The sequence below is a fragment of the Ottowia pentelensis genome (assembly GCF_964341695.1).
In genome coordinates, this window is sequence record NZ_OZ224513.1 from 1,788,329 (window position 1) to 1,807,216 (window position 18,888).

The 18,888-nt window shown below is 67.5% G+C and carries 17 protein-coding genes; 11 read left to right on the forward strand and 6 right to left on the reverse strand.

Annotation, left to right across the window (positions count from 1 at the left end; translation table 11 throughout):
- The first annotated feature begins 52 nt into the window (after positions 1 to 52).
- The 6 genes from ACWHMB_RS08700 to ACWHMB_RS08725 are packed head-to-tail and all read left to right on the forward strand — an operon-like array spanning position 53 to position 5,555.
- Positions 53 to 889: an alpha/beta fold hydrolase gene (locus ACWHMB_RS08700; RefSeq protein ID WP_377614768.1), complete on the forward strand. Its 837-nt coding sequence runs from the start codon at positions 53 to 55 to the stop codon at positions 887 to 889.
- 36 nt (positions 890 to 925) lie between these two features.
- On the forward strand, positions 926 to 1,708 hold the full coding sequence (dmpE, locus tag ACWHMB_RS08705) for a 2-oxopent-4-enoate hydratase (RefSeq protein ID WP_024538551.1): 783 nt from the start codon (positions 926 to 928) through the stop codon (positions 1,706 to 1,708).
- Between the two features lie 27 nt (positions 1,709 to 1,735).
- Positions 1,736 to 2,650: an acetaldehyde dehydrogenase (acetylating) gene (locus ACWHMB_RS08710; RefSeq protein ID WP_024538550.1), complete on the forward strand. Its 915-nt coding sequence runs from the start codon at positions 1,736 to 1,738 to the stop codon at positions 2,648 to 2,650.
- Between the two features lie 12 nt (positions 2,651 to 2,662).
- Positions 2,663 to 3,715, forward strand: coding sequence for a 4-hydroxy-2-oxovalerate aldolase (gene dmpG, locus ACWHMB_RS08715; RefSeq protein ID WP_377479794.1), 1,053 nt, complete (start codon positions 2,663 to 2,665; stop codon positions 3,713 to 3,715).
- Between the two features lie 21 nt (positions 3,716 to 3,736).
- On the forward strand, positions 3,737 to 4,525 hold the full coding sequence (gene dmpH / locus ACWHMB_RS08720) for a 2-oxo-3-hexenedioate decarboxylase (RefSeq protein WP_377479791.1): 789 nt from the start codon (positions 3,737 to 3,739) through the stop codon (positions 4,523 to 4,525).
- Between the two features lie 58 nt (positions 4,526 to 4,583).
- Entirely contained in the window at positions 4,584 to 5,555 is a 972-nt protein-coding gene (locus ACWHMB_RS08725; protein WP_377479788.1) for a Bug family tripartite tricarboxylate transporter substrate binding protein, read from the forward strand.
- 43 nt (positions 5,556 to 5,598) lie between these two features.
- Here the strand turns inward: ACWHMB_RS08725 and ACWHMB_RS08730 are convergent, their stop codons facing one another.
- A complete protein-coding gene (locus ACWHMB_RS08730) occupies positions 5,599 to 6,921 on the reverse strand; it encodes an NAD(P)/FAD-dependent oxidoreductase (protein WP_377479785.1) in 1,323 nt (440 codons plus the stop codon).
- Between the two features lie 268 nt (positions 6,922 to 7,189).
- Between ACWHMB_RS08730 and clpB the strand changes: the two genes are divergently transcribed.
- The 5 genes from clpB (at position 7,190) to ACWHMB_RS08755 (ending at position 15,280) form a co-directional block, all read left to right on the forward strand.
- Positions 7,190 to 9,793: an ATP-dependent chaperone ClpB gene (clpB, locus tag ACWHMB_RS08735; RefSeq protein ID WP_377479782.1), complete on the forward strand. Its 2,604-nt coding sequence runs from the start codon at positions 7,190 to 7,192 to the stop codon at positions 9,791 to 9,793.
- 135 nt (positions 9,794 to 9,928) lie between these two features.
- Positions 9,929 to 10,726 (forward strand): DUF169 domain-containing protein, encoded by a 798-nt coding sequence (locus tag ACWHMB_RS08740; RefSeq protein ID WP_377479779.1) that lies wholly within the window; start codon positions 9,929 to 9,931, stop codon positions 10,724 to 10,726.
- Between the two features lie 2 nt (positions 10,727 to 10,728).
- On the forward strand, positions 10,729 to 12,240 hold the full coding sequence (locus ACWHMB_RS08745) for a coniferyl aldehyde dehydrogenase (protein ID WP_377480767.1): 1,512 nt from the start codon (positions 10,729 to 10,731) through the stop codon (positions 12,238 to 12,240).
- A 55-nt stretch (positions 12,241 to 12,295) separates the two neighbouring features.
- A complete protein-coding gene (locus ACWHMB_RS08750; RefSeq protein WP_377479776.1) occupies positions 12,296 to 13,543 on the forward strand; it encodes an MFS transporter in 1,248 nt (415 codons plus the stop codon).
- Between the two features lie 27 nt (positions 13,544 to 13,570).
- Entirely contained in the window at positions 13,571 to 15,280 is a 1,710-nt protein-coding gene (locus ACWHMB_RS08755) for a thiamine pyrophosphate-binding protein (RefSeq protein WP_377479773.1), read from the forward strand.
- Positions 15,281 to 15,293: 13 nt separating this feature from the next.
- On the opposite strand, the gene ACWHMB_RS08760 is transcribed toward ACWHMB_RS08755, so the two are convergent.
- The 5 genes from ACWHMB_RS08760 to ACWHMB_RS08780 form a co-directional block, all read right to left on the reverse strand.
- Positions 15,294 to 16,019 (reverse strand): dihydrofolate reductase family protein, encoded by a 726-nt coding sequence (locus ACWHMB_RS08760; RefSeq protein WP_377479770.1) that lies wholly within the window; start codon positions 16,017 to 16,019, stop codon positions 15,294 to 15,296.
- Positions 16,020 to 16,037: 18 nt separating this feature from the next.
- Complete coding sequence (locus ACWHMB_RS08765; protein WP_377479766.1) at positions 16,038 to 16,778, reverse strand: SDR family oxidoreductase; 741 nt, start codon at positions 16,776 to 16,778, stop codon at positions 16,038 to 16,040.
- A gap of 76 nt (positions 16,779 to 16,854) precedes the next feature.
- Complete coding sequence (locus ACWHMB_RS08770) at positions 16,855 to 17,706, reverse strand: aldo/keto reductase (protein WP_377479763.1); 852 nt, start codon at positions 17,704 to 17,706, stop codon at positions 16,855 to 16,857.
- A 26-nt stretch (positions 17,707 to 17,732) separates the two neighbouring features.
- Entirely contained in the window at positions 17,733 to 18,122 is a 390-nt protein-coding gene (locus ACWHMB_RS08775; protein WP_377479760.1) for a (R)-mandelonitrile lyase, read from the reverse strand.
- 60 nt (positions 18,123 to 18,182) lie between these two features.
- A complete protein-coding gene (locus ACWHMB_RS08780) occupies positions 18,183 to 18,851 on the reverse strand; it encodes a carboxymuconolactone decarboxylase family protein (protein WP_377479757.1) in 669 nt (222 codons plus the stop codon).
- Positions 18,852 to 18,888 lie beyond the last annotated feature (37 nt).

Here is an 18,888-nt window from a genome sequence, read left to right on the forward strand (position 1 = left end):
CTATTGTTTTTGAGGAGTCCATGTGACGGTATCGGCTGAGCAGAATCCGGAAGTGGGGCGCAGTATCGAGGCTGCGGGCATCCGCACCAATTACCACGACAGCGGCAGCGGCGCGCCCATGCTGCTGATCCACGGCTCGGGCCCCGGGGTGTCGGCCTGGGCGAACTGGCGCGGCGTGATGCCGGAGCTGGCGCGCCGCGCCCGCGTGATCGCGCCGGACATGGTGGGCTTTGGCTACAGCGAGCGCCCGGCGGGTTTCGTCTACACCATGGATGCGTGGGTGCGCCAGGCCGTGGGGCTGCTGGATGCGCTGGGCATTGCGCGCGCCGATCTCGTGGGTAATTCTTTTGGCGGCGGGCTGGCGCTGGCGCTTGCCATCCGCCATCCCGAGCGCGTGCGCCGCCTGGTGCTCATGGGCAGTGCAGGGGTGTCGTTCGAGCTCACGCCGGGGCTGGATGCGGTGTGGGGCTACGAGCCTTCTGTCGCGGCCATGCGCGGCCTGCTCGATATCTTCGCCTATGACCGCTCGCTGGTGACGAACGAGCTGGCGCAGCTGCGCTACGAGGCCAGCATACGGCCCGGTTTTCAGGAATCGTTCGCCGCGATGTTTCCCGCGCCGCGCCAGCGCTGGGTGCAGGCGCTGGCGAGCGACGAGCAGGACATCCGCGGCCTTGCGCACGAAACGCTGGTCATCCACGGCCGCGAGGACCAGGTGCTGCCCTTGAGCAACGCCTACCGGCTGGCCGAATGGATACCGCGTGCGCAGCTGCATGTCTATGGCCGCTGCGGGCACTGGACGCAGATCGAGCATGCCGCCCGTTTCGCGCGGCTGGTAGGCGATTTCTGCGCAGAGGCGAGCGACCATGAGCCCCTGCCTTTGAGGGCCTGAACCGATTGTGTGAATCAAATGAACAAGGAAAAACCCATGAATTCGGCACTGCGCAAGCGACTCGGAGTGGAGCTGCATGAGGCGCTCGCGTCCTGCTCCGTCCTGCCGCCCCTGAGCACGCGGCATCCGGAAATCACCATCGACGATGCCTATGCCATCCAGCAGCACCTGATGGCGCGGCGCCTGGCGGCCGGCGAGAAGGTCATAGGCAAGAAGATCGGCGTCACCAGCAAGGCGGTGATGGACATGCTGGGCGTGTACCAGCCCGATTTCGGCTGGCTTACCGATGCCATGGTCTACAACGAAGGCGAGTCCATCCCCATGGACCGCCTGATCCAGCCCAAGGCCGAGGGCGAGATCGCCTTCGTGCTCAAGAAAACCCTCAAGGGCCCGGGTGTGACGGTGGCTGATGTGCTGGCCGCGACCGAGGGGGTGATGGCGTGCTTCGAGATCGTTGATTCGCGCATCGAGAATTGGAAGATCAAGATCCAGGACACGGTGGCCGACAACGCCAGTTGCGGCGTCTTCGTGCTCGGCGACCGTCTGGTCGATCCGCGCGACGTGGATCTCACCACCTGCGGCATGGTGCTGGAGAAGAACGGCGAGATCGTCGTCACTGGCGCGGGCGCCGCGGCGCTGGGCCACCCGGCCAATGCGGTGGCGTGGCTGGCCAACACGCTGGGCGCACATGGCACCGCGCTGGAGGCGGGCGAGGTGGTGCTCTCGGGTTCGCTGGGCGCCATGGTGCCGGTCAAGACCGGCGACAACCTGCGCGTGACCATAGGCGGCATTGGTGGCTGCTCGGTGCGTTTCGTCTGAGCTGGCAAGGAACAAAGGAGTGAAGTGATGAGCAAGAAAGTGAAATGCGCCCTGATCGGGCCCGGCAACATCGGTACCGATCTGCTGGCGAAGTTGAAGCGCAGCCCGGTGCTGGAGCCGGTGTGGATGGTGGGCATCGATCCCGCGTCCGACGGTCTCAAGCGTGCGCGCGAGATGGGCATCAAGACCACCGACCAGGGCGTCGATGGCCTGATCCCGCATATGCGCCAGGATGGCGTGCAGATCGTGTTTGACGCCACCAGCGCCTACGTGCACGCCGAGAACTCGCGCAAGGTCACCGAGCAGGGCGCCATGATGGTCGACCTCACGCCCGCCGCCATCGGCCCCTACTGCGTGCCGCCGGTCAACCTCAGGGAACATGTCGGCAAGCGCGAAATGAACGTCAACATGGTCACCTGCGGCGGCCAGGCGACGATTCCCATGGTCGCGGCGGTCAGCCGCGTGCAAAGCGTGCCCTACGCTGAAATCGTCGCCACGGTGTCGAGCAAATCCGCCGGCCCAGGCACGCGCAAGAACATCGACGAATTCACCCGCACCACCGCCGGTGCCATCGAGAAGGTGGGCGGCGCCAGGAAGGGCAAGGCCATCATCATCATCAACCCGGCCGAGCCGCCGCTCATCATGCGCGACACCGTGCATGTGCTGACGGAAACCGACCCCGATCAGGCCGCCATCAAGAAGAGCGTCGCCGCCATGATGGCCGAGGTGCAGAAATACGTGCCTGGCTACCGCATGGTCAACGGCCCGGTGTTCGACGGCAAGCGCGTCTCCATGTACCTGGAGGTCGAAGGCCTGGGCGATTACCTGCCCAAGTATTCGGGCAACCTGGACATCATGACGGCGGCTGCCGCGCGCACTGCGGAGATGTTTGCCGAAGAGATTCTGGCCGGGCGGCTCAAACTGGAGCCCGTCGCGGCGTAAGGAGAACACACCATGAGCATCAAAGGCAAGAAAATCACGCTGCATGAAATGGCGCTGCGCGACGGCATGCACCCCAAGCAGCACCAGATCAGCATCGAGCAGATGACGAGCATCGCCACCGCGCTGGACGCGGCCGGCATGCCGCTGATCGAGGTCACCCATGGCGACGGTCTGGGCGGCGACTCGGTCAACTACGGCTTTGCCGCGCACACCGACGAGCAATACCTCAAGGCGGTGATCCCGCTGATGAAGCGCGCCAAGGTCTCTGCGCTGCTGCTGCCGGGCATAGGCACCGTCGAGCACCTGAAGATGGCGCACGAGGTGGGTGTGCACACCATCCGCGTCGCCACGCACTGCACCGAGGCCGATGTCTCCGAGCAGCACATCACGCAGGCGCGCAAGCTCGGCATGGATACCGTGGGCTTCCTGATGATGAGCCACATGAACAGCCCGGAGGGTTTGGTCAAGCAAGCCAAACTAATGGAAAGCTATGGCGCCAACTGCGTCTATGTCACCGACTCCGCCGGCCACATGCTGCCCGAGGATGTGCGCGCCAAACTCGGTGCGGTACGCGAAGCCCTCAAGCCCGAGACCGAGCTGGGCTTTCATGCGCACCACAACCTCGCCATGGGCGTGGCCAATTCGATCACTGCGATCGAGATGGGCGCCAACCGTGTGGACGCGGCCAGCGCAGGCCTGGGCGCGGGTGCAGGCAACACGCCGATGGAGGTGCTCGTCTCCGTGCTTGACCTGATGGGGGTGGAGACCGGTGTGGACGTGTTCAAGATCCAGGACGTGGCCGAGGACCTGATCGTGCCGATGATGGATTTCCCCATCCGCATCGACCGCGACGCGCTCACGCTGGGCTATGCGGGGGTGTACGGCTCCTTCCTCCTGTTTGCCAAGCGCGCAGAGAAAAAATACGGCGTGCCGGCGCGCGAAATCCTCGTGGAAATGGGCCGGCGCGGCTGCGTGGGCGGGCAGGAAGACATGATCGAGGATACCGCCCTCACGCTATCAAAACAAAAGCATGCTGCGCGCGCTGTGCAAGCGCAAACGGCCTGAAACGCCTGAAAGACCCAACCCATGGCACTTGACGACAAGACCCTGGACGCGCTGGCCGAGCACCTGCACGCCTGCCAGCGCGAGGCGCGCGACACGCCCAAGATCACCGACCAGCACCCCGAAATGGATTTCGACGATGCGTATGCCATCCAGGACCGCATCCTCGCCGCCAAGCTGAAGGCCGGCGCGCGCATCGCCGGCTACAAGGCGGGCTTGACCTCGCACGCCAAGATGAAGCAGATGGGCGTGACCGACCCGGTGTTCGGCTTTCTGGTCGATGAATTCATCGTGCCCGACGGCGGCGAGGTCCAGACCGGCGAGCTGATCCACCCCAAGGTCGAGCCCGAGATCGCCTTCGTCACCCGCACCGAGCTGAAGGGCCCCGGCTGCAGCGTCGCCAACGTGCTGGCCGCCAGCGACCTGGTGCTGCCCGGCATCGAGGTGATCGATAGCCGCTACCGCGACTTCAAGTTCGACTTGAAGAGCGTGGTGGCCGACAACACCTCGGCGTCGCGCTTCGTGGTCGGCGGGCGCGCGGTCGACGCGCGCAGCGTGGACCTGCGCACCACCGGCGTGGTGCTCGAGAAAAACGGCCAGGTCGTGGCCCTGGGCGCCGGCGCGGCGGTGGTCAGCCATCCGGCCGCCGCCGTGGCCATGCTGGTCAATCACCTGGGCCGGCGCGGCAAAAGCCTGCCGGCCGGCAGCCTGGTGCTGTCCGGCGGCATCACCGAGGCCGTGTCGGTGCAAAAGGGCGACCACGTGACGCTGCGCGTGCAGGGCATGGGCAGCGTGTCGGTGCGCTTCGCATGAAGTTTTGAACCCCGGCGCCGAACGAACGGCGCCATTTTTTTACCCCGAAGAGAGACTCATGAAACGACGTGACTTCGTCGCGGCGGCGTCCGCTGCTGCCTTGCCCGGCCTGAGCTGGGCGCAAGACAAGTACCCCAGCAAGCCGGTGCGCCTGATCGTGCCCTTTCCGCCGGGCGGTCCCACCGACATGATGGGCCGCGCGGCGGCCCGTGCCATGAGCGAGCAGCTGGGCCAGTCCTTCGTGGTCGAGAACCGCGCTGGCGCCGCCGGCAACATCGGCACCGACGCGGCGGCCAAGGCCGCCCCCGACGGCTACCTGATCGCCTTGTCGGCCATCAGCAGCCTGGCGATCGCGCCGCACATGTACAGCAAGATGCCGTTCAACGTCGAGAAGGACCTGGCGCCGATTTCGCTGGTGGGCACCACGCCCTGTGCCATCGTGGCCAACCCGAACGCGCCCTTCAGCGACCTCAAGGGCATGATCGCCTACGCCAAGGCCAACCCGGGCAAGATCAGCTATGCCACCTCGGGCATCGGCACCAGCAACCACCTGGCGGCCGAACTGCTGCAGTCGGTGGCGGGCTTTCAGATGACGCACGTGCCGTACAAGGGCTCCAGCCAGATCGTGCCCGATTTGATCTCGGGCGTGGTGCCGGTCAGCGTCGAAAGCTCGCTGGTCACCACCTTGCAGCACGTCAAGGCCGGCAAGCTCAAGGCGATTGCCGTCACCTCGGCCAAGCGCGCCTCGGTGTGGCCCGACGTGCCCACCGTGGCCGAATCGGGCTACCCGGGCTTCGAGGTCGAGTCCTGGTTCGGTCTGGTGGCGTCCGCCGCCACGCCGCCGGCCATCATCAACAAGCTGCAGGCGGCCTGGGCGGCGGGCGCCGTCACCGCCGAGACGCGCACCGCGTTCGACAACATTCCGGCCAACGAGCGCGTCACCACGCCAGCCGAGTTCGGCGCCTTCATCAAGAGCGAAGACAAGCGCTGGGGCGAGTTGATCCGCAAGCTGGGCATCAAGGCGGACTGAGACTGGCACGTCCGAAGGGGCGTGCGCGAGGCGGCGCGCCGGCTCAATGCAGCTTGACGCGCGGCGTCGCGCGCTTGATGAGAAAGCGGGCCAGCGCCAGCACCGTCGTGCGGCGCACGCCCAGCACCGCTTCGTGGTGCATCAGGTGCAGGCTCATGTACATCAGGCGGGCAAACAGGCCTTCGACGAACCAGCTCTTGCTGAACAGCACGCCCATCAGGCTGCCGACCGAGGTGCTGGTGCCCAGCGACACCAGCGAGCCGTGGTCGCGGTACACGTAGGGCGCCTCGGGCCAGGAGCGTCCGCGCGCCTCGCCCAGCAGCGCCCGGCCCAGGTAGCTCGCCTCCTGATGGGCGGTCTGCGCGCGCGGCGGCAGCGGGCGCCCGCCCGGGCCGGCGCAGGCGGCGCAGTCGCCCAGCGCCAGCACGCCCGGCCAGCCGGGCACGCGCAGCTGTGCATCGACCTCGACCTGGCCTGACTTGTTGACCGGCAGGCCGAGCGCGCGCAGCAGCGGCGGCGCCTCGATGCCGGCCGCCCAGACCGTGAGCTCGCTCGGGTATCGGTGGCCGTCGTGGTCCTCCACGCCCTCGGCGTCGATGCGGGTCACCCGGCAGTCGGTGTGCACGTCGACGTGGCGCTGGCGCAGCAGATCCAGCGCCGCCGCCGACACCTTTTCGCTCAGCGGGGCCAGCAGGCGCGGGCTGCCTTCCAGCAGGGTGATGCGCACGTCGCGGTCGGGGTCGAGCCGGCGCAGGCCGTAGCGCGTGTGCACGGCGCTGGCCTCGCGCAGCTCGGCCGCCAGCTCCACCCCGGTGGCGCCGCCGCCGATGATCACGACGTCGACGCTGGCCGCGCCGTCGCGCTGCTTGCGCATGTCGGCCGCGGCCAGCAGCTTGAGCATGCGCAGGCGAAACTGCTCGGCCGACGCCGGGTCGTTCAGCGACAGCGTGCGCTCGGGCGCGCCCGGCACGCCGAAGTAGCGTGAGGTGCTGCCCAGCGCCAGCACCAGGCGGTCGTAGCCCAGTTCGCGCACCGGCAGCAGTTCCTCGCCGCTTTCGTCGTGGATCGCGCCGACGCCGATCGAGCGGCGCGCCGCATCGAGCGCCACCAGCGGGCCGTAGACGAAGCGAAAGCCGTTGTCGTGCGCCAGCATCTCGTAGGACAGGCCCTCCTGGTGGATGTCCAGCGTGCCGGCGGCCACCTCGTGCAGCGTCGGCTTCCAGATGTGGAACAGCTGCTGGTCGACCAGCGTCACGCGCTCGGCGCCCAGCCGGCGCCCGAGCTTGCACGCCAGCTCGAGCCCGCCGGCGCCACCGCCGACGATGACGATGGCGTTGGAGCGCTCGCCGGGATCGTCTGTTGCCATGGAACCTCCTCGTTTCGTGGTCGACACCGGGTCATGCTGGTTGATGCCCGGTCGGTCAAAGGGACATTGTCCGGCACCACGGCCTTCGGTTCATCGAGCCCGTCGAGGGGCGGCCGGCAGAAGGCCGTGCTTGGGTGTAAAACCGGCGCTTGCGCACGGCTGTCGGGTGCGCCCCAAGCCGCCGCGCCCGCGTGGCGCCGGGCTTGAATCGGGGGGCCGGGCCCTCATATCGTTGGCAATTCAGCAACAACTTCAAGCCGTATACACCATGCGTCTGGACAAACTCACCACCAAATTCCAGGAAGCCCTGGCCGACGCGCAGTCGCTGGCCCTGGGGCACGACAACGCCTACATCCAGCCCGAGCACCTGCTGGCGGCCATGCTGCAGCAGGACGACGGGCCCAAGGCCCTGCTGGCGCGCGCCGGCGTCAACACCGCCGCGCTGGCGCAGGCCGCCAACGCCGCCATCGGGCGCCTGCCCAGCGTGCAGGGGCAGGACCAGGTGCAGCCCGGCCCCGACCTGCTGAAGCTGCTGCAGGCCACCGAGAAGGAAAGCATCCAGCGCGGCGACCAGTTCGTCGCCAGCGAGATGTTCCTGCTGGCCCTGGCCGACGCCAAGGGCGAGGCCGGTCGCATCGCCAAGGAAGCGGGCCTGAGCCGCAAGGCGCTGGAGGCCGCCATCGAGGCGGTGCGCGGCGGGCAGGGCGTGGATTCGGCCGACGCCGAAGGCCAGCGCGAGGCGCTGAAGAAATACACGCTCGACCTGACCGAGCGCGCGCGCCAGGGCAAGCTGGACCCGGTGATCGGCCGCGACGACGAGATCCGCCGCACCATCCAGGTGCTGCAGCGGCGCAGCAAGAACAACCCGGTGCTGATCGGCGAGCCCGGCGTGGGCAAGACCGCCATCGTCGAGGGCCTGGCGCAGCGCATCGTGGCCGGCGAGGTGCCCGACACGCTCAAGAACAAGCAGGTGCTGGTGCTGGACATGGCCGGCCTGCTGGCCGGCGCCAAGTACCGCGGCGAGTTCGAGGAGCGCCTGAAGGCCGTGCTGAAGGAGGTGGCACACGAAGAGGGCCGCATCATCCTGTTCATCGACGAGCTGCACACCATGGTGGGCGCGGGCAAGGCCGAGGGCGCCATCGACGCCGGCAACATGCTCAAGCCCGCGCTGGCGCGTGGCGAGCTGCACTGCATCGGGGCCACCACGCTGGACGAATACCGCAAGTACATCGAGAAGGACGCGGCGCTGGAGCGGCGCTTCCAGAAGGTGTTCGTGGGCGAGCCGAGCGTGGAAGACACCATCGCCATCCTGCGCGGCCTGCAGGAAAAATACGAGGCGCACCACGGGGTGGACATCACCGATCCGGCCATCGTCGCCGCGGCCGAGCTGAGCCACCGCTACATCACCGACCGCTTTTTGCCCGACAAGGCGATCGACCTGATCGACGAGGCGGCGGCCAAGATCAAGATCGAGATCGACTCCAAGCCCGAGGTGATGGACAAGCTGGACCGCCGCATGATCCAGCTCAAGATCGAGCGCGAGGCGATGAAGAAGGAGCAGGATGAGGCCTCCAAAAAGCGCCTGGCCCTGATCGAGGAAGACCTGGCCAAGCTGGAGAAGGAATACGCCGACCTGGACGAAATCTGGAAGGCCGAGAAGGCCAACGCCCAGGGCAGCGAGCAGGTGCGCAAGGAGATCGAGCAAATCAAGTTCCAGATCCAGGAAGCCACGCGCAAGGGCGACTTCAACCACGTGGCCGAGCTGCAGTACGGCAAGCTGCCCGCGCTCGAAAAGCAGCTGAAGGAAGTGCAGGCCAGCGAGAAGAGCGTGGACGCCCAGGCCAAGGCGCACAAGCTGCTGCGCACGCAGGTGGGCGCCGAGGAAATCGCCGAGGTCGTCAGCCGCGCCACCGGCATTCCCGTCAGCAAGATGATGCAGGGCGAGCGCGACAAGCTGCTGCACATGGAAGACGCCCTGCACCAGCGCGTGGTGGGCCAGGACGAGGCCATCCAGGCCGTGTCCGACGCCATCCGCCGCTCGCGCTCGGGCCTGTCCGACCCCAACCGGCCGCTGGGCAGCTTCTTGTTCCTGGGCCCCACGGGCGTCGGCAAGACCGAGCTGACCAAGGCGCTGGCGGGCTTTCTGTTCGACAGCGACCAGCACATGGTGCGCATCGACATGAGCGAGTTCATGGAGAAGCACAGCGTCTCGCGCCTGATCGGCGCGCCGCCGGGCTATGTGGGCTACGACGAAGGCGGTTACCTGACCGAGGCGGTGCGGCGCAAGCCCTACAGCGTGGTGCTGTTCGACGAGATCGAGAAGGCACACCCGGACGTGTTCAACGTGCTGCTGCAGGTGCTGGACGATGGCCGCCTGACCGATGGGCAGGGCCGCACGGTGGACTTCAAGAACACCGTCATCATCATGACCAGCAACATCGGCAGCCCGATGATCCAGAGCATGGCCGGGCAGCCCTATGAAGAGGTGAAGGACGCGGTGTTCGGCGAGCTGAAGAACCACTTCCGCCCCGAATTCCTGAACCGCATCGACGAGATCGTGGTCTTCCACGGCCTGGACGCGAGCCAGATCGGCGCCATCGCCAAGATCCAACTCAAGGTGCTGGCCGAGCGCCTGGCCAGGATGGAGCTCACGCTCGAGGTGTCGGACCAGGCGCTGGCCGAACTGGCCAAGGTCGGGTTCGACCCGGTGTTCGGCGCGCGGCCGCTCAAGCGCGCCATTCAGCAGCGCATCGAGAATCCGCTGTCCAAGCTGATCCTGGAGGGCAAGTTCCCACCCAAGACCGAGATCAAGGTGAGCGTCGATCCGATCAAGAACCCGGGCGTGTTCGAGTTCAACGGGCAGGTGGCCTGAGCACAATCTGGTCCATTGCTCCTGTTGTTGTAGCGCCTCGCGCCGTGTGGATGCCGGCGCGAGGCGTTTTTCGCTTTGAACCGGGTTTCCGCCACAATGGGGTGAACGCCCTTTGTCCCGACGAGGAGAGCCGGCATGACCGACACCGCTACCCCTGACCTGGCCGCCCTGGCCCAGCAGCTGGAGCACACGCTCAAGCTGCGCGTGCCGCCCATCGGCATGCGCCTGTTCGAGTCCGCCGAGGTGCTGGGCACGATCCCCAGGCTGCGCCGCCCGCAGGCGGTGCACACCACGGATCAGATCGTCGCGCAGGCCTGCCGCCTGGGCTGGACCATGGGCATCACCGGCGACGACCTGGTGGGCCCGCAGTGCAAGGCCGTGATCGGCCTGGGCGGGCAGGACGAGGCGTGGTATTCGGGCCAGCAGATGGCGGGCGTCTGGTACGCCACGGTGGAAGATTCGGCCCGCCACCAGGCCGCGATGAACGTGGTGCCCGTGGGCCAGTACCAGGCGCTGGTGGTGGCGCCGCTGGCCAAGTGGGCGGGCTTTGGCGCGGGGCTGGACCAGCCCGACATCGCGCTCTTTTATGCCACGCCGGGCGCCATGATCTACTTCATCAACGGCCTGCAGTGGTCGGGCTACCAGCGCTTCGACTGGAGCGTGGTGGGCGAATCGTCCTGCGCCGACTCCTGGGGCCGGGCGCTGAAGACGCGCGAGCCCAGCCTGTCGATTCCCTGCTTTGCCGAGCGCCGCTACGGCGGTGTGCTGGACGACGAGATGCTGATGGCGCTGACGCCAGCCGACATGGCCAAGTCGCTGACCGGCATGGCCGCGCTGGCCAAGAACGGCCTGCGCTACCCCTTTGCCCCCTACGGCATCCAGCAGGACGTGCGCGCGGGGATGGGGGTGAGTTACCCCAAAGGCGCGGCTTGAAGCTGTTCGCCGCATGGGATGATCGGACCCAGCAGCATCCGCAGGAGACCCCCATGAACGCCAGCACGCACGCCTTGGTCGCCGTTGCGGCCACCTCCGGCCTGGTGGACTTGTTCGAGCGTCAGCAGCAGGCGGCGCGGCGCGAGGTCGATGTGCCGCTGGCCTTGCGGCGCGAGCGCCTGCAGCGCCTGACGGCGATGTGGCGACACAACGAGGGCCGGCTGGCGCAGGCCGTGGGGCAGGACTTCGGCCTGCGCGGCGAACGCCTGACGCAAGTGGCCGACGCGCTGGTGCTCGACAGCGTGCTGGCCGACCTGCGCCGCAACCTGGCGCGCTGGAGCCGCCCGCGCCGCGTGCGCACGCCCCTGCACCTGCTGCCCGCGCGTGCTTTCGTGCAGCGCCAGCCGCTGGGCGTGGTCGGCGTCATCAGCCCCTGGAACTATCCGCTGCAGCTGGCGCTGGGCCCAAGCGCCACCGCGCTGGCGGCGGGCAACCGGGTGCTGCTCAAGCCCAGCGAGCACACGCCGCATACGGCGCAGCTGTTGGCCGAATTGGTGGCCCAGCACTTCGCGCCGGAGGAGTTTGCCGTCGTCACCGGCGGGGTGGACGTGGCCACGGCCTTTTCGGCGCTGCCTTTCGATCACCTGTTCTTCACCGGCTCCACCACCGTGGGCCGGCAGGTGGCCGAGGCCGCCGCGCGCAATCTCACGCCCGTCACGCTGGAGCTGGGCGGCAAGTCGCCCTGCATCGTCGACGCCTCGTGCAGTGACCTGGATGGCGCGGCGCTGAAGATCGCCGTCGGCAAGCTGCTCAACGGCGGGCAGACCTGCATTGCGCCCGACTACCTGCTGCTGCCGCGCGGGCGCGAGGCGGCCTTTGCCGACGCCTATCAAAAGGCCGTCACGCGATTGTTTCCGCAGCTGGTGGGCAATGCCGACTACGCCGCCATCATCAACGCGCGCCAGCACCAGCGGCTGCAGGCGCTGGTGGACGAGGCGCGGGCGCTGGGCGCGCGGGTGGACGACGTGGGCCCGCCGGCGCTGGGCACCCCCGCCAGCGAGGCCGAGGCACGCCAGATGCGGCCGCTGCTGGTGTTCGACCTGCCGCCGCAGGCGCGCCTGCTGCACGAAGAAATTTTCGGCCCCGTGCTGCCGGTGCTGCCCTACGACGACCTGGGCACGGTCATCGCCTACATCAACGCCCGCCCGCGCCCGCTGGCGCTGTACTGGTTCGGCCAGGACGAGGCGGCGCGCGACCGCGTGCTGCAGGGCACGGTGAGCGGCGGGGTGACGGTCAACGACATGCTGATGCACATCGCGCACGACGGCCTGCCCTTTGGCGGCGTGGGCGAAAGCGGCCTGGGCGCCTACCACGGCGAGACGGGTTTTTTGCGCTTCACGCACGAGAAGGCGGTGTTCGTGCAGTCGCGCTTCGGCCGCGGTGATTTGCTGTACCCGCCCTTCGGCGCGCGCTTCGACCGGGTGATGGGGCTCATTCGGCGCTGGCTGCGCTGATGCGCCGGGGCCGCTACCATCGAACGCTTTTGCCTTTCGCCGCCGGCCCCCGTTCATGAACACCGCCACTGCCACTGCACTGCCCATCGACCAAGCCGCCGCCGCGCCGCCGCCCGGCTCGCTGCGCGAGGACACTGCGGTCATCGGGCTGGTGGGCCTGGCGCATGCCAGCTCGCACTTCAGCCACCTGCTGCTGCCGGCGCTGTTTCCGGTCTTCATGAAAGAGTTCGGCCTGAGCTTTGCCGAGCTGGGCTTTCTGTCCACGGTGTTTTTCTTCATCTCGGGCTCGGGGCAGGCGCTGTCGGGTTTCCTGGTCGATCGCGTGGGCGCACGGCCGGTGCTGTTCGCCTCGCTGGGCTGCTTCATCGCGGCCTGTCTGGCGGGCTATCTGGCGCAGGGTTATTGGGGCCTGATGGCGGTGGCGGTGTTCGCCGGCCTGGGCAACGCGCCGTTTCACCCGGTCGATTTCAGCATCCTCAACCAGCGCGTGTCGGCGCACCGGCTGGGCTATGCCTACAGCATGCACGGCCTGTCGGGCAACCTGGGCTGGGCGCTGGCGCCGGTGTTCCTGATGGGCTTTACCGCCTGGGGCGACTGGCGCGCGGGTTACCTGGCCGCGGCGCTGATGTATGCCGCCATCCTGGCGCTGCTGGTGCTGCAACGGCGGCGCCTGCACACCCAGGTGGTGGTGCACGCCAGGCAGGACGGCGCCAGCGCCGGCGTCAACTTTCTGCGCCTGCCGGTGGTGTGGTGGTGCTTCGCGTTCTTCCTGCTGTCCACCATGACGCTGGCGGTGGTGCAGAACTTCAGCGTGTCCATCATGCAGGCCATGCACGGCGTCAGCTTCGAGTCGGCCACCACCATGCTGACGGCCTACATGCTGTGCGGCGCGGTGGGCGTGTTCATCGGCGGTGTGGTGGCCGCCAAGGTGCCGCTGCACAGCGACCGCGTGGTGGCCTGGTGCATGGGCGTGGGCGCGCTGCTGATGGCGTTGGCCGGCAGCGGCTGGCTGGGCGGCCTGGGCTCGATGGTGGTGCTGGCCGGCACCGGTTTTGCCGTTGGCGTGGGTGGCCCCAGCCGCGACATGATGATCAAGAAGGCCGCGCCCAAGGGCGCCACCGGGCGAGTGTACGGCACGGTGTATTCGGGGCTGGACCTGGGCTTTGCCATCGCCCCCATGATCTACGGCGTGTTCATGGACCGCCACTGGTACGCCACCACCATGATCGTGGCCGCCGTGCTGCTGATGGCCTCGGTCTACGCCGCCGTGGGCGTGGGCGCGCGCACCGACCACGCGCGCTGAGGGGCGCGGACGCGGCACAATCGCCGCATGACCCAAGCAAGCCCCTCTCCCATCGCCGGCCATCTCCTGATCGAATGCCTGATCGAGCAGGGCGTCGAGCGCGCCTATGGCGTGCCGGGCGAAAGTTATCTGGCGGCGCTCGACGGCTTTTACGCGCACCGTGACCGCATCCGCTTCGTCACCTGTCGGCAAGAGGGCGGGGCAGCCTTCATGGCCGAAGCCGAGGGCAAGTTGACGGGCCGCCCGGGCGTGCTGTTCGTCACCCGCGGGCCGGGCGCGGCCAATGCCACGGTGGGCATTCACACGGCGTTCCAGGACTCGACACCGATGGTGGTCTTCATCGGCGACGTTGCCAGCGGCATGCGCGACCGCGAGGCCTTCCAGGAGGTGGACTTTCGCGTTTTCCTGGGCCCCAGCACGCAGGGCTTTGCCAAGCGGGTGGAGCGCATCGACGACGCGCGGCGCATCCCCGAATACGTGGCGCGCGCCTTCGCCACCGCCATGAACGGCCGCCCCGGCCCGGTGGTGCTGGTGCTGCCCGAGGACATGCTGACCGAGCCGGTGGACGCGCGCCCGCTGCCGCGCGTGGAACCGGTTCAATATCAAACCGAGCCGCAGCGCTTGCTACATCTGCGCGAGCAGCTATTGAAAGCGAAGCAACCGCTGGTGATTGCCGGTGGCCCCGGCTGGACGCCCGAAGCGGCGCAGGCGCTGCAGCGCTTTGCCGAGCGCTGGCGCTTGCCGGTGGCCAACGCCTTCCGCTTTCAGGACACCTTCGACAACCACCACGCCCTGTATGCCGGCGACGTGGGCATCGCCATCAACCCCAGGCTGGCCGAGCGGGTGAAAAGCGCCGACCTGCTGCTGGTGGTCGGCCCGCGCCTGGGCGAGATGACCACCGGCGGCTACACCCTGGTCGAGGCGCCGCTGCCCAGGCAGAAGCTGGTGCACATCCACCCCGACCCGCAGGAGCTGGGCCGCGTCTATCAGGCCGAGCTGGCCCTGTGCGCCACCATGCCGGCGGCGGCCGCCATGCTGGATGCGCTGCCCGCGCCCGCCAGCGTGCCCTGGGCGGCGTGGAGCGAGGCCGCGCACGCCGACTACCAGGCCAACCTGGTGCCGCAAGCGCTGCCCGGGCCCATCGACATGCCGGCCATCGTCGCCACGCTGCAGCGGCTGCTGCCGGCCGACACGGTGGTCACCAACGGCGCCGGCAATTTCGCCAGCTGGGTGCATCGCTTCTGGCGCTATCACGGCATCGCCAAGGGCCACAAGACGCAGCTTGCGCCCACCAGTGGCGCCATGGGCTATGGCGTGCCGGCCGGCATCGGCGCCTCGATCGCCACCGGGCGCACGGTGTTCACCATCGCGGGTGACGGCGACTTTTTGATGAACGGGCAGGAACTGGCCACGGCCGTGCAGCACGGCGGCAAGAGCATCATCGTGCTGCTGAACAACGGCAGCTACGGCACCATCCGCATGCACCAGGAGCGCGAGTTTCCCGCCCACGTCAGCGGCTCGGACTTGAGCAACCCCGACTTCGTCGCGCTGGCGCGCGCCTATGGCTGGGCGGGTGAGCGCGTCACGCGCACCGAGCAGTTCGAGCCCGCGCTGCAGGCGGCGCTGCAAAACGAGCAGGGCAGCCTGATCGAGGTGATGCTGAGCGAGGACATCATCACTACGCGCGCCACGCTGGGCACCATCCGCCAGCAGGCGCTGGCGCGACAGAAGGCTTGAGCCGGGCGGGCGATCAGGCCCGTGGGGTGTTGATGACCTTGTAGCGCAGCCAGAGGCTGTCGCCCAGACCCTTGTCGACATGGGTCAAGGTGAACTCGACGGGCACTGCCGCCGGCAGAAAGTCGGATTTTTCGAACAGGGTCGGTGTCTTGTTCTCGCCATCGGCCAGCGGCGCGATGACCAGGCTGAGTTCATCGACCAGGCCCGCCTGCAGGAACGACCAATTGATGAAGCCGCCGCCCGACAGCATCAGGGTCTCGATCTTGAACAAGGCCTTCAGCTTCTCGGCGGCGAGCCGGCAGTCGAGTTGGTCCTTGCCCGCGACGATGTAGGAGATGTTCATCCGGCGCAGAAAGGCCCGGTAGGCGTTGCTGGCCTTCTCGGTCAGCACCTCGACGATGTGGGCCGCCGGCCGGTCCTCGTACTTCAGGGTATTGCTCTCCCAGCCGATCCGGCCGGACGCATCCACCGAGACGTAGTGCATCTCGGTGCCCTGCACGGCGACGTAATCACCCGCCGGCACGGCGGGCGCGTTCTCGTCCAGCGCCGGCTTTTTGTAGCACGTGAAGTTCTCGTCGGTGGTGACGCGGCCGCACAGCCAGGCCTGCGGCCGGTAGCTGGCATTGGTGCGCTCGTATTCCTGCGCCGGCCCCTTGATGGCGGCCGTATTCATGTAAGGGCCGGTGATCTTGCCGTCCAGCGCGGTCATCATGTGGCAGACGATATAGGGTCTATCCATGGCGTGATTCCCGGCAGCTCACAGCTCCTGTACCGTCGGGCGGAACAGGATCTCGTTGATGTCCACGTCCTCGGGCTGGCTCATGGCGAACAGCACGCAGCGCGCGAAGCTGCTGGCTGGAATGGCGTTGTGCTGGTAGTAGTCGGCGATGGCCTCGTTGACGCCAGGTGCGCCGACCGAGCCGGGCAATTCGGTGTCCACCGCGCCGGGTGAGAGCACCGTGGTGCGGATGCCGTAGGGCTTGACCTCCTTGCGCAGCGCTTCGGAAATCACGCGCACCGAATACTTGGTGGCCGAGTAGATCGCGCCGCCGGCGCTGATGGTGTGGCCGGCCACCGACGAGACGTTGATGAACTGACCGCTCTTCTGCGCCTTGAAGTGCGGCAGCGCCGCCGCGATGCCCCACAGCACGCCCTTGATGTTCACGTCGATGCACTGGTCCCACTCGTCGAAGCGCAGCATCTCCAGCGGCGCCAGCGGCATCAGACCGGCGTTGTTGATCATCACGTCGATGCGGCCGTGCAGGCGGACGGCGTGATCGACCAGCGCCTTCACCTGCTCGCGGTCGGTCACATCCACCTGGAAGGCGGCGTCCTTGGCCAGGCCCAGTTCGGTCGCCAGCGCCTGCAGGCGATCCAGCCGGCGCGCGCCGAGCACCACCCTGGCGCCGGCCTTGGCCAGATGGCGCGCGGTTTCGGCGCCCAGGCCGCTCGATGCGCCGGTGATGACGACGACTTTGTCCTTGATGTTCTCGCTCATGGTTTTCTCCGAAAGGTGTTGATTCCGCTTGCGCGGCCGCCGGCTTCTTGCGAGCCGACGGTGCCTGCAATCCGGATCAGGTGTTGAATTTCGTCGTGCCCAACATCTTCACCATGGCCGGATCGCGGTGGTCGAAGAACGCACTCTGATTGCTGTCCAGTGCCGCGATCGCGTGCATGTCATCGGCACTCAAGTCGAAACCGAACACGTCGAAGTTCTCGACAATGCGTTCCTTGTGCACCGACTTCGGAATGGCCACCACGCTGCGTTGTGTGAGCCAGCGCAGGATGACCTGGGCCACGGTCTTGCCATGTTTTTTGGCAAGCGACAGCAGCACGTCGTTGTGGAAGATGTCGTTCCTCCCTTCGGCGAACGGCCCCCACGATTCGATCTGGACGTGGTTGTCCTGCAGGAATTTCTGGGTCGCCATCTGCTGGTGGAAGGGGTGCGTCTCGATCTGGTTGACCGCCGGCACCACGTGGTTGTGGACGATGAGGTCCATGAGCCAGTCGGGCGCGAAGTTGCTGACGCCGATGGCCTTGATGCGGCCTTGCGCGTACAACTCTTCCATGGCCCGCCAGGCGCCGTAGACGTCACCGAACGGCTGGTGGATCAGGTACAGGTCGAGGTAATCCAGCCGCAGCCTGTCCAGTGAGCGCTGGAAGGCCCGCTTCGCGCCGTCATAACCGGCATCCTGGATCCACAGCTTGGTGGTCACGAACAACTCGCCGCGCGCCACGCCACTGTTCTCGATGGCCTTGCCGACGGCTTCTTCGTTCTCGTAGGCGGCAGCGGTGTCCAGTAGCCGGTAGCCCACTTCCAGCGCCTGCGAGACGCTTGCCTCGCACTCCGCGAGATCGGGGATCTGATAGACGCCGAAGCCCAGGATCGGCATTTCGACGCCATTGTTCAATGTCACTTTTTTCACGGATTCTTCTCCTGATGGCCCGTGTTTCAGGCCCGGTATTCCTCGTCCGTCACGTGTTCCATCCAGTCCACCGCCTTGCCGTCCTTCATTTCGCAGATGGCGATGTGGGTCATAGCGCAATCCGGCGATGCGCCGTGCCAGTGCTTTTCACCAGGCTCGATCCAGACGGTGTCGCCGGGACGGATTTCCTCGACATAGCCGCCCCAGCGGCCGACACGGCCCAGGCCGGAGGTCACCAGCAGGGTCTGGCCCAGCGGATGGGTGTGCCAGGCGGTGCGCGCGCCGGGCTCGAAGGTCACGGTCGCGGCGCTCAGGTTGCCGCTGCCGCAGAACGGGCAATCGATGCGCACGGTGCCGGTGAAATATTCGGCCGGCCCCTGGGCCGAAGGCGTGGAACCGGGTGGGTTGATTTTCATGATGGCTCCTTTTTTGGTGGTTGAAGTAGATGGCCGCAAACGGGAGCAGCTGCTCCGCGTTCAGCGCGGGCGCGTTGCCAGCGCCTTGGCCAGCGCCTCGCGGGCGCGTTTCCCGCTTTCGGCGCCAGCACGCTCGCCCAGCACCTGCACGGCCTGCTGCATCTGCGCAGCCGTCAGGCCGGTGTTCATGCTCATCGTCATGTGCGACTGCAATTGCGCCTCGGCGCCCGGCAGGGCCGAGAGCATGCCGACCGTGGCCAGCTCCCGGCTTTGCCAGTCGAGGTTGTCGCGCTCGAAGATCGCGCCGAACAAGTGGCTTTGCAGGTACTCGCCGATAGCCGGCTCGAACTCGAAGATCGGCCCTTGCACGGCCTGGCCGACGAGCCTAGTCTGGTTCGCCGTGCCGGCGGCGCGCAGCGCATCGCCCTTGGGGATGGCGTGGCTGGGTTCACGGCCCGGCGCATCGTGGATGCCGCGCTGCTGGCGCGCCTGCACCACCTGCATCAGTTCGGTGAGCGCATTCAGGCTGCGCGGAAAACCGGCATAGGCATAGAGCTGCACCAGCACTTCGCGCGCATCGCTGATCGTCAGGCCCGCATCCAGGCCCTGGTTCAGCACGGCGTTCAGCTTGGCGATGTCGCCCGCAGCGGCGAAGGCCGCGATGGGCAGGATGGCCTGTTGCTGCGCGCTGAGGGTGTTTGCGGCGGGCGCGGTGCTTTGCTCGGTCATGGTCCGGGACTCCTGGGCAGGGGTGGTTTGCGCGGCA

Excerpts from the sequence above, each read along its gene's own strand:
- clpB (WP_377479782.1), top strand. The coding sequence starts at position 7,190 with ATGCGTCTGGACAAACTCACCACCAAATTCCAGGAAGCCCTGGCCGAC.
- ACWHMB_RS08725 (WP_377479788.1), top strand. The coding sequence starts at position 4,584 with ATGAAACGACGTGACTTCGTCGCGGCGGCGTCCGCTGCTGCCTTGCCC.
- ACWHMB_RS08780 (WP_377479757.1), bottom strand. The coding sequence starts at position 18,851 with ATGACCGAGCAAAGCACCGCGCCCGCCGCAAACACCCTCAGCGCGCAG.
- ACWHMB_RS08755 (WP_377479773.1), top strand. The coding sequence starts at position 13,571 with ATGACCCAAGCAAGCCCCTCTCCCATCGCCGGCCATCTCCTGATCGAA.
- ACWHMB_RS08775 (WP_377479760.1), bottom strand. The coding sequence starts at position 18,122 with ATGAAAATCAACCCACCCGGTTCCACGCCTTCGGCCCAGGGGCCGGCC.
- dmpG (WP_377479794.1), top strand. The coding sequence starts at position 2,663 with ATGAGCATCAAAGGCAAGAAAATCACGCTGCATGAAATGGCGCTGCGC.
- ACWHMB_RS08765 (WP_377479766.1), bottom strand. The coding sequence starts at position 16,778 with ATGAGCGAGAACATCAAGGACAAAGTCGTCGTCATCACCGGCGCATCG.
- ACWHMB_RS08760 (WP_377479770.1), bottom strand. The coding sequence starts at position 16,019 with ATGGATAGACCCTATATCGTCTGCCACATGATGACCGCGCTGGACGGC.
- dmpH (WP_377479791.1), top strand. The coding sequence starts at position 3,737 with ATGGCACTTGACGACAAGACCCTGGACGCGCTGGCCGAGCACCTGCAC.
- dmpE (WP_024538551.1), top strand. The coding sequence starts at position 926 with ATGAATTCGGCACTGCGCAAGCGACTCGGAGTGGAGCTGCATGAGGCG.
- ACWHMB_RS08740 (WP_377479779.1), top strand. The coding sequence starts at position 9,929 with ATGACCGACACCGCTACCCCTGACCTGGCCGCCCTGGCCCAGCAGCTG.
- ACWHMB_RS08730 (WP_377479785.1), bottom strand. The coding sequence starts at position 6,921 with ATGGCAACAGACGATCCCGGCGAGCGCTCCAACGCCATCGTCATCGTC.
- ACWHMB_RS08710 (WP_024538550.1), top strand. The coding sequence starts at position 1,736 with ATGAGCAAGAAAGTGAAATGCGCCCTGATCGGGCCCGGCAACATCGGT.
- ACWHMB_RS08750 (WP_377479776.1), top strand. The coding sequence starts at position 12,296 with ATGAACACCGCCACTGCCACTGCACTGCCCATCGACCAAGCCGCCGCC.